The sequence below is a fragment of the Bacillus sp. AFS041924 genome, assembly GCF_002577195.1.
Lineage (GTDB): Bacteria > Bacillota > Bacilli > Bacillales > Bacillaceae_G > Gottfriedia.
Genome location: NZ_NULG01000040.1, coordinates 39,939 through 55,043, shown reverse-complemented (window position 1 = coordinate 55,043; position 15,105 = coordinate 39,939). Strand labels below are relative to the sequence as shown.

Sequence of the window (15,105 nt, the reverse complement as noted above, 5' to 3'; positions counted from 1 at the left end):
TATATATTTTGATAATAATCCTCAAAAAAATAAAAGAGCTATTCTACCCAATTATTTGGAAAATAGCTCTATTCATTCTATTTCAAGAATTATTTGATTCGATTTTGCTCTAGAGACGCAAGTTAAAATCATTTTATTACTTTTTCTTTGATCTTCATCCAATAAAAAGTCGTGATGATCAATTTGTCCATCAATGACATTCACTTCACATGACCCACATCTACCAACTCTACAAGAATATGGAATTTTTAACCCCTCATCTAGTAAAACGTCTAATAAAGTTTTATCTACAGGGACTTGTTTAGTAGTGCCATTCGCTAGTTTTACCTCAAAAGGTCTTGTATTAGCCAATTTTTGTTGTGTAAACACCTCAATATGGACACTTGATTTTGGATAACCAAATGCATGGGCTGCCTCATTAAATTGAGTGATAAATCGATTTGGACCACAAAAATATACATGAGTTCCGATGGAATGGTCTAATAGTGTTTCAACTTTTATTCGACTAGATCTAACTTCTTTCGTGAAGTAAAAAGAGGTCTCTTTTTGATAATATTCATTTAAATAATCGTAAAATGCACAATTATCTTTTGTCGTAGAAGTATAATGTAGTTCAAAAGATTTATTTTGGCTTTTTAATTCCTTCATCATCGATAAAAATGGCGTTATGCCAATTCCCGCTGCATAAAACACATGATGTTTGGCTCTTGAGCTCATTGGAAAGTAATTTTTAGGATAACTAATTCGTAATCGGTCTCCTACTTTCATTCGTTCATGCCAATAGGTTGAACCACCTTTTGATTCTGAACTTAAATGAATTGCAATTTTAAAAGTGTTATCAATAAGTGAATGATGAACTAACGAATAAGGTCTGCAAATGATTTCATTTTCTGTATCAACATATGTATTAATATGAGAACCTCCACTAAAAGCGGGGAGATTAAATTGTTCAATAGGAATAAAACTAAATTCTTTAACCTGTGATGTTATTTGCTTTATTTCACTAACACGAACTAATATCGAATTCTCAATCAATACATACACCCCCATCTACAATATAGCTACGTTTCCTAAATAAGCGTCATAATGGGCCGAATAATGGTCAGAAACTGAAAGTAATAAATGACAGTTTTGGCATTTGATTTCTCTACCAAATTCCAAATTTTTCACTTCAGTTATGCTATGACAACGACAGCAAAAAACCTTCGAGTTCAGTTCACCATACCCAACATATTGGACTTCATCTTCAAAAAATCCTACATCCTCAATCATCGGTCTTAAATTTTTAAGCTCTTCTTTACTTAATGCAATATATAAATAACTTCCCATTTTTTGATTTTGTAACCAAGTCTTAATATTCGTTTGGATTTGTTCTGGAGTTGAATCAAATCCGATGAATACAAAATCAAAAGAATAATTCTTCTCAAGTAATTTCTCTAGGATTGGTTGGATTAATTCTCTTCCTCTATGATTTGCACAGATTAAATATTTTCTTTTGCCATCTATAAAACTAGCTTGATCAACTATTAAATTATTCATCTCATTCTACCCAACTTCATCTAGTTTATTTTTTAAATATGTTATTACTTCTTTTTTATATGAAGAGATTCCTTTATAATCTAAAATGAAATCTGGCAATTCACATAGAATTGTATAAAATTGCTTTAGCCACTCCTTATTTAAAGAGAATTGCTCTAATGATAATAAGTGCGTATGGATTGTAAAAAGGAGCCCATTGCTAACAGATAGTCTAAATAATTTTTGAACTTCAACTCGTAAGTGAACAAACTTCCCGGCATTATCAGCCGTAACATTTTTTCTGTCTTTACCCCATACATCGAACGTTTCTAATGAAGTGTCCAGACTATTACCAGCCATTAGTGACCAATTTTTCCGGGTCCAAGGTGTTCCTTGTTCAATATTTTTTAAGAAACGAAGAATTTTGTCATCCAATGATTTTTCACTAAACTTAGGTATTGGTTGATGAATCTCTTTAAAACCCATCCCTAGTTTAAAAGCAAGTGACCAATTAGAAGGAAAACAGAGATGTCCAGCATCTAAAAATATATCACCATCTCGTTGGCTCATAAAAATTAAATCTTCTTGAACATGTTTACCAATGAAATTCAATGGTTTTCCTGAAACTGTAGATAAATCTCCAAAGGTCATATATTCTTCTTCCATCAGAAGCTTATTATAAAGTGTCCATTTGTCATTACACTTATGAAGTTCAAAATAATGAGGATAATGATTTACTAAATGATCGATGACCAATTCTACTATTTCCCATTGTCCTTGAACACTAGTAGGTAATGCTTGATAGCAATGGCTAGGTGAATTCTGTAACAATCTTCTTTTTAAATTTATTTCATTTTTATAATGATTAGTGACCTCGATACTTATAGGCGGATCTAATAGAATAGAATTATTGGAGTATCGATAAGTATCATCTTTAAATGGATACGGAAAGCTTTCTAATTCATTGATTTGATTCATCTGAACACCCTTTATAGTAGATTAAAAAGTTTATAGTTCAAATTAGTTAGACGAAGGAGAGATCATCCTCATGTTAGATAGATGATTCTATTAACAGTAGATTTTAATTAATTATAAGAATATTCTGTTTTTTATGTCAATAGTTAGACTATCTAATTATAGAATTTAAATATAAATTTATGAAAAATTCATAAAAAAATTGCTTATACTCATATAAGCAATTTAACTCTGTTGAAAATAATCTTGTCAACTAATAACCAAATTTTCGTAAGAGAGCTTTCCACTACATATCGTTAATAGAACATTAAAATTAAATCTTATTTCATTGAACAAAATTTATTTTATTTCACCAGTCCAAGCATCCATGCCACCTGTCATATTTATAACGTTAAATCCATGACTTTCTAAGTACTGTCCTGCTCGACTGCTTCTGCCACCAGCTTTACAAACAACGATGTATTCATTATTTTTATCTAAATCTTGCATACGAAACTCAATTAAACCAAGAGGGATATGTGTTGCACCAGGTATCATTCCATTCGCTACTTCATCAACCTCACGAACATCGATAATATTAAGTGTTTTGCCTTCCTTTAGTAAATCATTTAGCTGTTCTGCTGTCATTTCTTTCATTACGATTCTCTCCTTTAATTAAGACCAGGCACTCATTCCGCCTTTTACATTTGTAATATTTGTATATCCCATCTTTTTAAGAACTTTACATGCTTTCAAACTTCTGATCCCACTTTGACAAATTACAATGGTTTCTTTGTCTTTTGATAGCCCATTTACATTTTTCTTTAACAAATGAAGTGGTATATTTTCGAATTCTTTAATATTTCTTCCTTTATATTCGGCAGTAGTTCTAACGTCAATGAATTGTTTCTCTTTATGTTTCAATTCATTTTTTAAATCACTTGTTGAGATCTGTTTTACACCTTTGACTGGAAGAAAAGTTTGTACGATAAAATAAGCAATAAAAACAATGATTAGAATATTTAATAATTCCATTTAAAGTCCCACTTTCTTCTTGTTATACATAAGAGGTAAATTTAAAACAATTCAAAGGTACTTATCTACTCTTCACTAATAAGCTAACAGCTTCTTTTACAAGCTCTTCTGCACTTTCCCCGTTTTCATCCGCTAGTCTTACACACTCTATTAGATTCGTACTAACGATCACACCAATTGTTCGATCCATGGCTGCTCTTACTGCAGATAGTTGAGTTATTACATCTTTACAGTTTTTATCCTCATCCATCATCTTTAAAATGCCTCTAAGCTGTCCTTCAATTCTTTTCACTCTATTTTTTATTTGAGCATCATATGTCATTAGAACAATTCCTTTCTAATAAAAATTTTGCATTAGTTAAAATGAACTATATACCCTCATAGGTATGAAGTCAAATAGTTTGTCATCATTTTTAGTAGGAAAGAAATATTGAAGCCACTCTCTAATTTTAAGAGGGTGTGCTCACATATAAAAAAATTTTATGAATAAGTTGATTCCTGCGGGAAATGCGAGAAGCTTGAGAACCCACAGGCGCGCTAAAGGAGGCTCAGTTCTCGCCCATGGAGAGCTAGCAAACTGTAGTGGAAATCAACATCGAATGCTCCCTTTCCGAAATTTTAGTAATTAGCATCGTTATTTTTCAACACAGACAAAAGCCTGGCATCTATACACCAGGCTTTGTTTTTACATATTTATTACTAAAAAAGGAATCGTTATTAATGCTACGACCAATAACAACCAATTATTCTTCTTCATTTGAGTAATCTGTTCCTCCAATAAATGCTCTTCACTTTTTTTCATTATATATTCCTACTTTCAGTTTTAATAAATTTATTCTTATATTTAAGATTTATTTCCTTAAATAAAGCTTAAAATACCTGCAAGTAACAATTTTATTACTTTTTTACCCTATATAATGAAAATGAAAATATGATGAAAAAGCCTTTCACGAACTTTTAAACTTCTTATTTAATCTATTTTACTTTTCTTTTTAGCGTATTATTCTTAATCGATCAAATGGATAAAAAACACCTTCTACTTTTCCGACAATTTCAGATTGCTTAATATATCCTAAACCATTTCTACTATCTTTACTGTTTAAACGATTATCTCCCATCACTAAATACGAATTATTCGGTACTTTCACTTGATTAAATTGAAGGTATTCCTTATATACACTGCGTAATTTTTCATTTAAATAATCTTCAGTTGTATGCTTTCCATTAATGAATAGTGTTCCATTTGTTATATGAACGTGATCATTTGGTATGCCAATTATTCTTTTGACATAGTACTTAGGGTCATTTTGTTTTTTTATAATGACAACTTCACCTCTATTTATAGAAGAAATATGAAATGAAGCTTTGTTTACAAACAAATAATCATGATTCTGTAGGGTCGGTTGCATCGAAGCACCTTCAACAAGAAAGGGTGAAAACACAAAAATCTTAATAACGAATGCGATCGTAAAAGAATAAACGATTAGTTTAGTAGATTGCCATGCAGAATCTTTTTTTCTAGTTTTCAAGTTTATATCCCCTTACTATTAATTGTATCCGCATTTTAACAATAATAGATTAATTGTTTGAATATTCCTTACAATACATTTAATAAAAAATAGCAAAGCTTACTATTCACACTTTGCTATTTCGTTTATGAATTCAATTATTAAATTTGTTTTTGTGCACTTTCCACTGCTTGCTCTCGCAGTCGGAATTTTTGTATTTTTCCTGAGGCAGTCATAGGATATGCTTCAACAAATTCTATATAACGTGGAATTTTATGTTTTGAAATTCGCCCCCTGCAGTATGTACGGATATCCTCAGAATTAATCTTCACACCCTCTTTCGGAATAATCCATGCCATTACTTCTTCACCATATACTTGATCAGGCACTCCGACAACTTGAACATCTAACACATCTGGGTGCGTATATAAAAATTCTTCAATTTCACGAGGGTAAATATTTTCTCCTCCACGGATAATCATATCTTTCAGCCTACCAGTAACTTTACAATACCCATTTTCATCCATGATTGCTAAATCTCCAGTATGTAACCATCCGTCTTCATCAATTGCGGCTTTAGTAGCTTCTTCATTTTTGTAGTAACCCTTCATAACATGGTAGCCTCTAGTACAAAGTTCACCTTGTACACCAATTGGTACTTCCTTTGATGTACCTGGCTCAACAATTTTCACCTCAACATTCGGCAACGCTTTACCAACTGATTCAACTCGTAACTCAATTGGATCATTTGTGCGAGTTTGAGTTATAACAGGTGAAGACTCTGTTTGGCCATATGCGATTGTAATCTCTGTAATTCCCATTTTTTCAATTACAGCCTTCATTACCTCAATTGGACAGTTTGATCCTGCCATAATTCCTGTACGTAAAGTAGATAAATCGTATTTAGAAAAGTCCGGATCATTTAATTCAGCGATAAACATAGTCGGAACCCCATGTAGTCCAGTACATTTTTCATCTTGTACAGTCTGAAGAACCCTTTTTGGACTAAAATCTTGAACTGGCACCATTGTTGCTCCTACGGTCATACAAGCCATTGTCCCTAAAACACAACCAAAGCAATGGAAGAATGGAACAGGAATACATAGACGATCATCCTTTGTTAATTCCATGCAATTCGCAATATTAAACCCATTATTAACGATATTTGAATGTGTTAACATAACACCTTTAGGGAAACCAGTCGTTCCAGAAGTATATTGCATATTTATAACATCATTTGGACTCATTGATTCCATTCTTTTATCTAACTCTAAGTCCGATGTATTTCTCGCCATAGAAACAAGTTCATTCCATGAAAAAGTTCCAGGATACTTTTTATCACCCAGTACGATAACATTACGTAAAAATGGTAATCGACTACTATGTAGTTCACCAGGTATAGAATCCTTTAATTCTGGTATGATTTCATATAGCATTTCAATATATGATGAATCCTTATACTGATCCATTAAAATAATCGTAGTTGAATCAGACTGTTTTAACAAATATTCTAGCTCAGCTGTGCGATAGTTGGTATTCACCGTAACAAGTATGCCACCCATTTTACCAGTAGCAAACTGTGCTGTTAGCCATTCAGGAGTATTAGAAGACCAAATTGCAATATGATCTCCTTTTTGAATTCTAAGACTCATTAAACCTTTTGCTACTTCTCTACAGTGGTTTTCGAATTGCTCATAATTCATCCTTAAACCTCTATCTGCATAGACAACAGCCTCGTGAACAGGATGTAATTTAGCTTTTTCTTCTAATAGTTTCCCTATTGTAATATTTAGTAAATTTGTCATCTGATCCTCCTTAATTTGTCTCCTTTAGCAAGGACGAGTAATTAAATAGAAAACTAAACACAAATAAGAATATTCTATATTTTTAGTTTTTTCCCTTTAAAAATTCTGATTATTAATCTCACTCTTTATTTAATTCATTTTTTTGCATGAAAAAGAAAAGGACTCCGATTTTAACCGGAGTCCTTTCTACTTAACATAAAATTCATTTCTGAATAGCAAATTCAAAAGGGTGTTTTGTTTTGCACACTCTATCTTTTTTAATAAGTTGTGGTATTCGAAACTTCTGCTTTTTCAGGTTCAGATACACGAGTTAAAAAGAGAATACCAATAACAAATAGAATAATTAGGCTAAATACCCCCATATTAGAACGACCTGAAATTTGTGCTGTCAAGCCGACGATTAGTGGTCCCATAATCGAGGCAAATTTCCCGAAAATATTATAGAAGCCAAAAAACTCATTTGATTTTTCTTTAGGAACAAGTTTTGCGTAATACGATCGACTTAGAGCTTGAATTCCACCTTGAGATGTAGCAACAAGCATGGCCAATATCCAAAAGTCTAAAGTGGAGTTTAAAAAATAAGCATATATACAAACAAACATATAAATAATGATTCCTACATAAAGCATAATTTTACCCGTAAACTTATCTGCGAGCTTACCATAAATAATTGCAAATGGAGCAGCAACTACCTGCGTAACAAATAAAATAATTAATAGATTTGTTGAGCTAATTCCAAGGTCGGTTCCATAAGCGGTTGACATCGTAATGATTGTTCCAACGCCATCAATATAGAAGAAATATGCAATTAAAAATAAAAATAAAGCACGATATTGACGAATATTTTTTAGTGTTTTTCCAAGCCTCTTAAAGCTATTTAATAAAGGATTTTTTTCAGGTTCAATAAAATAATTTTGACGAACGTTTCGTAACAAAGGAATTGCAAAAATGCCCCACCATACTGCTGTAATGAGAAAGGCAATTCGACTAGCGAGAGTTGTTGAAATTGAAAGAATCTCTTTTTGTGCTAATACGATGATAGCAATACTAATGATAAATGGAATTGTACTACCAATATAGCCTAAACTAAAACCTCGAGCGGAAACTTTATTCATTCGATTTTCTGAAGTTATATCTACTAAAAATGCGTCATAAAATACGTTCGCGCCACTAAATCCAATCGCAGTGATCGTATAACATATCAATAGTAAAAGCCAGTTATCATTTGGGATAATAGTAATTAGTGCCGTAAAAGAAACCCCGAGAGTAACAAAGAAAGCAAAAAAGATCTTTTTAAATCCTTTGTAGTCGGCAATTGTCCCAAGAACTGGACCCAACATGGCTAATATAAATGTAGAAATTGCAATCGCATAACCTAAATAAGCAGTCGAATCAGAAGAACTTATTCCTGCTTTTGAGGCTGAAGCCTTATAAAAAAGTGGGAATACGGCAGTGCTAATAATAATTGAATAAGCTGAATTAGCCCAATCATAGAACATCCAACTATTTTCTTCCTTCGTAAAACTCTTCATGAGTTTTTTCCTCCCAATGATTAGTAACTGCTGTATTATAAAATAGGCTTATTGATTAAATACTACTGATAGTTTAATTTTCCTCCACATTTAATTATATAAAAATTTTCAATAGACAATATGAACCCTTTGGTCTGTATATCTGTACACATTGCTTTTAAAAAATAGATGACAAACGTAAAAAAGACCTAGATTCTAATACATAAATTCCCATTTGTATGTTATCTTAGTTATATACCAATCCTTGGAGGTTAAGAGAAATGAAATCTACTTTAAACGATACTAAAAATGCGACACCCCCATTTTCAAGGACCAATCCATTTCAAGCGAAGGTTCTAAAAAATATTAATTTAAATGGAACAGGCTCAAACAAGGAAACAAGGCATATTGAGTTATCTTTAAAAGGGTCAGGGCTTACTTATGAACCAGGTTATGCACTTGGTGTGGTCCCATCGAATGATCCAGAACTTGTGGATCTTATTATAAATGAAATGAAATGGGAAGAAGATGCAACTGTAACTGTTGGTAAGCAGGATGAAACACTATCTATAAAAGAAGCGCTTACAAATTACTTTGAAATTACATTATTGTCGAAGAAGATTTTACAACAGGCAGCTGTGTTCACAGAAAACGAAGAACTTCAAAAACTTTTGTTGGTTGAAAATACAAATCAGCTTAAGGAATATTGCTATGGCCGAGATTTGCTTGATATGTTACGTGATTTTGGTCCATGGAAAGCTTCTGCTCAAGAGATCGTTTCAATATTAAGAAAAATGACTCCTCGTCTGTATTCAATTGCAAGCAGTATTGCTGCAAATCCAGATGAAGTTCATCTAACGATCGGTGCTGTACGCTACACTGCGCACGGACGCGATCGTAAAGGTGTTTGTTCAGTTTTATGTTCAGAGCGTGTTAAAGAAGGAGATACTCTCCCAGTCTATGTTCAAGCAAATAAACACTTCCATTTACCGGAGTCTGGAGACAAAGATATTATAATGGTAGGACCTGGGACTGGTATTGCACCATTCCGTTCTTTCATCCAGGAACGTGCAGTCAATAAAGTTAATGGCCGTTCATGGTTATTTTTTGGTGACCAGCATGAATCATCAGATTTCCTTTATCAAAGTGAGCTGGAAAAATATCAAAAAGACGGAGTATTAACTAAACTTGATGCTGCATTCTCTCGTGATACAGATCAAAAAGTTTATGTGCAGCATAAAATGCTGGAAAACAGCAAAGAATTATTCGAATGGATCGAAAAAGGCGCATATTTCTACGTTTGTGGTGATAAGGAATATATGGCGAAAGACGTCAATGAAGCGCTTATTACCATTATCGAAAAAGAAGGTACGTTGTCTCGCGACGAAGCTGAAGCTTATCTTAAAGATATGCAGAAGCAAGGGCGTTATTTACGTGATGTGTATTAATAATTTTTTAGCATTATCTATTCATGAATAATGATTCAAACCAAAAAAGANNTCTTTTTTGGTTTGAATCATGTAAAGTGATCATGAATGTTTGAATGAAAATGTTTTATGTTAATGAACAGGTATGCCTCGACTTTCATAGAATTTCTCTAAAAAAAAGAAGAAGCAGTCAGCTTCTTCTTTTCATTCTATTACTTATAACTTACATCGCAATGTTATTATCATTCTCTACCACTTGTGGCTTAAACGCACGTTCCCATTTAGCAATTACTACTGCTGCCAAAGAGTTACCAACAACGTTCACTGCAGTTCTAGCCATATCTAGAATACGGTCGATACCTGCAATAAATGCTAAACCTTCAACTGGAATGCCTACAGTTCCTAATGTTGCTAATAAAACAACAAACGATACGCCAGGTACTCCTGCGATCCCTTTTGAAGTAACCATTAACACTAGCATTAGAGAAATTTGATCTGTGATTGTTAAATCAATACCGTACATTTGAGCAATAAAAATTGCAGCTAATGCTTGGTATAAAGTTGATCCATCAAGATTAAATGAGTAACCCGTTGGAATTACGAAAGAAGAAATTGATCTAGGTACACCAAATTTTTCAACTTTTTCCATAATTTTAGGTAAAACTGTTTCAGAACTTGCTGTTGAGTATGCTAAGATCAGCTCATCTTTAATTAATTTAATAAATTTAAAAATATTAACGCCTACCATCTTGGCAACTAAACCTAATACTACAACAATAAATAATGCCATTGTTATATAGACAGTTATGACTAATTTTCCTAATGGAATTAAAGATTCTAGTCCAAATTTTGAAACTGTTACACCAATTAATGCAAATACACCAAATGGAGCAAACTTCATAATTTGATTTGTAATGTAAAACATTGTATCAGCTGTTCCTTGGAAAAATGCTAATACTGGCTTTCCTCTTTCTCCTACTGCTGTAATACCAAGACCGAATAGCACTGAGAAGAAGATAATTGCTAACATATTCCCTTCAACAAAAGCTGAAAAAATATTTGGTGGCACGATATTAACGAATGTATCAGCAAATCCATGGCTTTTTACTTCCTTTGCTGTTTCAACATAAGTATTTATATCAGTTTTTTGAAGAATACTCATATCTACACCAGCGCCTGGTTTAACGATATTCGCTACTAATAAACCAATTAAAATCGCGACTGTCGTGATAATCTCAAAGTAAAGGATTGTTTTTCCGCCTAAGCGTCCAAGCTTTTTTGTGTCACCTACACTAGCAACACCAACAATGATACTTGAAACAACAATTGGAATTACGATCATTTTAATCAGTCTTAAAAAGATGTCTCCAATTGGTTGTAAATAATCTGCAACCTTTGGATTACCATAAAAAATTGCACCTACTATGATCCCGATTACTAGACCAATTAGTATTTGCCAAGCTAAGCCAATTTTTTTCATAATAAAAGTCCCCCTTGTAGTAGAATTTTGCCAAGTGTAATTGAATTTACAAAATAAGAAACCATTTAAATTGTTTTTTTTAAATGGTTTTAAGCTCTACTTGGCTTATTAAGTTGTCGATGGAACCCTTATAAATTACCCATCTTTGACTAATTTGTTTTTTGATTATATTCAGAATTTACAATCAAAAAAAGTTATAAATAACAGTATAACAGAAATCATTACGATTTCAATTTTACTATATTTTCCAAACGTCTAGTAAAATATATTACAATTCTACTAAAAAACTGAGATTTTGACAAATCCTTATTAGTTCTTTCTAATTATTTTTTAATTTTCAACCAAATAATTACAGAAATCTAGCTGTTTAATTAAGTATAAAGAAGTATTTTTCTAATTCATTTAAAACCCCTTTGTTTTTTAAGAAAATTGAAGAAAAATGTTAAATTTTATAAAGACTTCTGTTTACGAATCTGTTCGTTTTGTTTATGATATAAGATGAATAATTTGGTAAAGTAATTTATTTTTTAATAATTGATGAAAATGCTTTCAATTTGTTATTTTTTGAAAGCGATTTTACATAAATTGTATAATCGGCTTTGATTATTACTAAAATAAGTTAGTAATTTTATGTTTAAAAAGTGAGGTATATTTCATTGAAAACTAAAGTAAACCCCAAAGCAGTCATAGTCATTTTTGGAGCCACAGGAGATTTAGCAAAAAGAAAGCTTTTTATTTCAATATATAGATTATTTTTAAGTCAAAAAATTGATGAGGGCTTTGCAGTAGTCGGTGTCGGTAGAAGACCATGGTCAAATGAAGAATTTCGTGAGACCGTAAAAAAATCGATTCAATCAATTGCTTCATCAGAAGAAGAAATTGAACGTTTTTTATCTCATTTTTATTACCATCAATTTGAAGTATTAGAAGCATCTTCTTACATTGAATTAGGAAATTTATTAACTAACTTGGATAACCACTATGTAATTCCTGGTAACCGAATTTTCTTTTTAGCAATGGCGCCTGAATTTTTCGGTACAATTGCTAAACAATTAAAACAAAACGGTTTAGCTGATACAGAAGGTTGGAGTCGAATCGTTATTGAAAAACCTTTTGGACATGATTTACCAAGTGCTATGGAATTAAATGATGAAATTCGTGAAGCATTTTCAGAAGATCAAATCTACCGTATTGACCACTATTTAGGTAAAGAAATGGTTCAAAATATTGAGGTAATCCGTTTTGCGAATGCAATGTTTGAACCGCTTTGGAATAATCGATTTATTTCAAATATCCAAATTACTTCAAGTGAAATTCTTGGTGTTGAAGATCGTGGAAAATATTACGAGAATTCTGGTGCTTTAAAAGATATGGTTCAAAATCATATGCTTCAAGTAGCAGCTTTACTTGCTATGGAGCCTCCAATTAAATTAACAACTGAAGAAATTCGTAGTGAAAAAGTTAAAGTATTTAAGGCTCTTCGAAAAATTGAAGAAAACGAAGTGAAAGATTATTTTGTTCGTGGACAATATGATGCTGGTGTAATCAACGATGAAGAAGTACCTGCATATAGAAAAGAGAGCAATGTTGATCCAAATTCACAAACTGAAACATTTGTTGCAGGAAAACTTTATATCGACAACTTTAGATGGGCAGGTGTTCCATTCTATATTCGAACAGGAAAACGAATGGCCACTAAATCTACGAAGATTATTGTACAATTCTCAGATATACCAATGAACCTTTACTACAATACAAAAGAACCAATGTCACCAAATTTATTGATTATACATATTCAACCAGATGAAGGCATTACATTACAATTAAATGCAAAAAGATCTGGATCTGAAGGATACACAAAACCAATTCAATTAACATTTAATAATAATTGTGTTGATTGTGTAAATACACCTGAAGCATACGAGCGATTAATTTATGATTGTATGTTAGGTGATGGAACAAACTTTACTCATTGGGATGAAGTAAAATACTCTTGGAGCTTTGTAGATGTTATCTCTAAAGCTTGGAACCAAAATTTAGCACCACTTACAACATATACTTCTGGTTCAATGGGACCTAATGAAGCTGATACTTTATTGACTGTTGACGGTCATAAGTGGTGGCCTGTTACTGATCGATTAAATGAACACAAAGAATGAAATTAAAGATAAAAAAGTTACCCCCTCTTAATGTAGAGGGGGTAACTTTTTTAGTTCATGAACAAAATAAAATTTAAAATTAAGTCCACTGAGTGTGGAATTTTCCTTCTTTATCAGTACGTTCATAAGTATGCGCACCAAAATAGTCTCTTTGAGCTTGAATTAAGTTAGCTGGAAGTGTTTCAGTACGATAGCTATCATAATATGCTAATGCAGCTGAGAAACATGGAATTGGTACACCAGCCTCAATGGCTACAACGCTAATTTTACGTAATGCGCCTTGATAACTCTCTACGATTTCTTTGAAATAAGGATCAAGTAATAAGTTAGAAAGATTCGTATCAAGATCATATGCTTCTTTAATTTTTTGTAAGAATGCCGCACGAATAATACATCCGCCTCTGAAAATCATGGCGATCTCTCCGTATTTTAAATCCCAATTATACTCATCAGATGCAGCTCTTAATTGTGCAAAACCTTGAGCATAAGAACAAATTTTACTCATATAAAGTGCTTTACGGACATCTTCAATCAGTTGTTCTTTATTTCCAGTATATGAGCTAGTTGACGGACCAGATAATAATTTACTTGCTTTTACTCTCTCATCCTTCATAGCAGAGATGAATCTTGCAAATACAGATTCAGTAATAATGGACGTTGGTACACCTAAATCTAGTGTACTTTGACTTGTCCATTTCCCAGTACCTTTTTGCCCTGCTTTATCTAAAATAACATCTACAAGTGGTTTCCCTGTTTCATCGTCAGTTTTTGTAAAGATATCAGCTGTTATTTCTATTAAATAACTATCAAGCTCACCCTTATTCCACTCACTAAATACTTGATGGAATTCATCAGCACTTAAGCCAAGTACATTTTTTAATAAAAAGTAAGCTTCTGAGATTAATTGCATATCACCGTATTCAATACCATTATGAACCATTTTTACGTAGTGACCAGCACCATCTGGGCCAATATATGTCGTACAAGGTTCATTGTTTACTTTTGCTGAAATAGCTTCAAAAATCGGTTTTACTAATTCAAATGCTTCCTTTTGTCCACCAGGCATAATGGAAGGTCCTTTTAATGCGCCCTCTTCTCCACCTGAAACACCTGTTCCAATAAAATGAATGCCTGAGTCAGATAACATTTTATTACGTCTTTGAGTATCTTTATAGTATGTATTTCCACCATCAATTAAAATATCACCTTTATCAAGATGAGGTAATAACATTTCAATTGTTGAGTCAGTTGGAGCACCTGCTTTTACCATGATTAATATTTTTCTCGGTGTTTCAAGAGAATGTACGAATTCTTCAATAGAAAACGTTCCAACTACATTTTTACCCTCTGCTTCTTTTAAAAATTCTTCTGTTTTTTCAACTGATCGGTTATAGACAGAAATTGAAAAACCTCTACTTTCAATATTTAAAGCTAGGTTTTTTCCCATAACTGCCAATCCAATTACGCCTATTTGTTGTTTAGCCAATTCAATTAGTCCTTTCTAATTAAAATTTGCAGGGTTTTCTAATTAAAAATTGTAAAATATTTACTATCTTTAATATATCCTTCGATTAGTTTTGCTATCCTGTTAAATCATTAGATTGCGACCAACCGAGCAAAATCCTTGCATACCATAAACTTAAGGTCAATAATGATATTAACATACTAGACGTGTTGAATAAATGTAAACATTAATTGTTCATTAAAA

Annotated in this window: 13 protein-coding genes; 2 read left to right on the top strand and 11 right to left on the bottom strand. The window is 32.2% G+C overall.

What is annotated here, in order from left to right; translation table 11 throughout:
* Nucleotides 1-72: 72 nt before the first annotated feature.
* The 9 genes from COC46_RS12845 to COC46_RS12805 all read right to left on the bottom strand — a co-directional run bounded on the left by COC46_RS12845 (nucleotide 73) and on the right by COC46_RS12805 (nucleotide 8,352).
* Nucleotides 73-1,035: a PDR/VanB family oxidoreductase gene (locus COC46_RS12845; protein WP_098810114.1), complete on the bottom strand. Its 963-nt coding sequence runs from the start codon at nucleotides 1,033-1,035 to the stop codon at nucleotides 73-75.
* 15 nt (nucleotides 1,036-1,050) lie between these two features.
* Nucleotides 1,051-1,539, bottom strand: coding sequence for a dimethylamine monooxygenase subunit DmmA family protein (locus COC46_RS12840; RefSeq protein WP_098810113.1), 489 nt, complete (start codon nucleotides 1,537-1,539; stop codon nucleotides 1,051-1,053).
* A gap of 6 nt (nucleotides 1,540-1,545) precedes the next feature.
* Nucleotides 1,546-2,496: a heme-dependent oxidative N-demethylase family protein gene (locus tag COC46_RS12835; RefSeq protein ID WP_098810112.1), complete on the bottom strand. Its 951-nt coding sequence runs from the start codon at nucleotides 2,494-2,496 to the stop codon at nucleotides 1,546-1,548.
* Between the two features lie 336 nt (nucleotides 2,497-2,832).
* Entirely contained in the window at nucleotides 2,833-3,129 is a 297-nt protein-coding gene (locus tag COC46_RS12830) for a rhodanese-like domain-containing protein (RefSeq protein ID WP_098810111.1), read from the bottom strand.
* Nucleotides 3,130-3,147: 18 nt separating this feature from the next.
* Entirely contained in the window at nucleotides 3,148-3,507 is a 360-nt protein-coding gene (locus COC46_RS12825) for a rhodanese-like domain-containing protein (RefSeq protein WP_098810110.1), read from the bottom strand.
* A 61-nt stretch (nucleotides 3,508-3,568) separates the two neighbouring features.
* The gene (locus COC46_RS12820) at nucleotides 3,569-3,829 is read right to left on the bottom strand and encodes a metal-sensitive transcriptional regulator (RefSeq protein WP_098810109.1); all 261 of its coding nucleotides are present in this window, start codon (nucleotides 3,827-3,829) and stop codon (nucleotides 3,569-3,571) included.
* A gap of 670 nt (nucleotides 3,830-4,499) precedes the next feature.
* Nucleotides 4,500-5,036, bottom strand: coding sequence for a signal peptidase I (gene lepB, locus COC46_RS12815; RefSeq protein ID WP_255294895.1), 537 nt, complete (start codon nucleotides 5,034-5,036; stop codon nucleotides 4,500-4,502).
* A gap of 140 nt (nucleotides 5,037-5,176) precedes the next feature.
* Nucleotides 5,177-6,820 carry an AMP-binding protein gene (locus COC46_RS12810; RefSeq protein WP_098810108.1) on the bottom strand — a complete coding sequence of 548 codons (1,644 nt, stop codon included), beginning with the start codon at nucleotides 6,818-6,820 and terminating at the stop codon, nucleotides 5,177-5,179.
* A gap of 257 nt (nucleotides 6,821-7,077) precedes the next feature.
* On the bottom strand, nucleotides 7,078-8,352 hold the full coding sequence (locus COC46_RS12805) for an MFS transporter (protein ID WP_098810107.1): 1,275 nt from the start codon (nucleotides 8,350-8,352) through the stop codon (nucleotides 7,078-7,080).
* Between the two features lie 260 nt (nucleotides 8,353-8,612).
* Between COC46_RS12805 and COC46_RS12800 the strand changes: the two genes are divergently transcribed.
* Nucleotides 8,613-9,779 (top strand): sulfite reductase subunit alpha, encoded by a 1,167-nt coding sequence (locus COC46_RS12800; protein WP_098810106.1) that lies wholly within the window; start codon nucleotides 8,613-8,615, stop codon nucleotides 9,777-9,779.
* A 202-nt stretch (nucleotides 9,780-9,981) separates the two neighbouring features.
* Here the strand turns inward: COC46_RS12800 and COC46_RS12795 are convergent, their stop codons facing one another.
* Nucleotides 9,982-11,238: a cation:dicarboxylate symporter family transporter gene (locus COC46_RS12795; RefSeq protein ID WP_098810105.1), complete on the bottom strand. Its 1,257-nt coding sequence runs from the start codon at nucleotides 11,236-11,238 to the stop codon at nucleotides 9,982-9,984.
* A 656-nt stretch (nucleotides 11,239-11,894) separates the two neighbouring features.
* On the opposite strand from COC46_RS12795, the gene zwf reads away from it, so the two are divergent.
* A complete protein-coding gene (zwf, locus tag COC46_RS12790) occupies nucleotides 11,895-13,397 on the top strand; it encodes a glucose-6-phosphate dehydrogenase (protein ID WP_098810104.1) in 1,503 nt (500 codons plus the stop codon).
* 79 nt (nucleotides 13,398-13,476) lie between these two features.
* Here the strand turns inward: zwf and gndA are convergent, their stop codons facing one another.
* On the bottom strand, nucleotides 13,477-14,883 hold the full coding sequence (gndA, locus tag COC46_RS12785) for an NADP-dependent phosphogluconate dehydrogenase (protein WP_098810103.1): 1,407 nt from the start codon (nucleotides 14,881-14,883) through the stop codon (nucleotides 13,477-13,479).
* Nucleotides 14,884-15,105 lie beyond the last annotated feature (222 nt).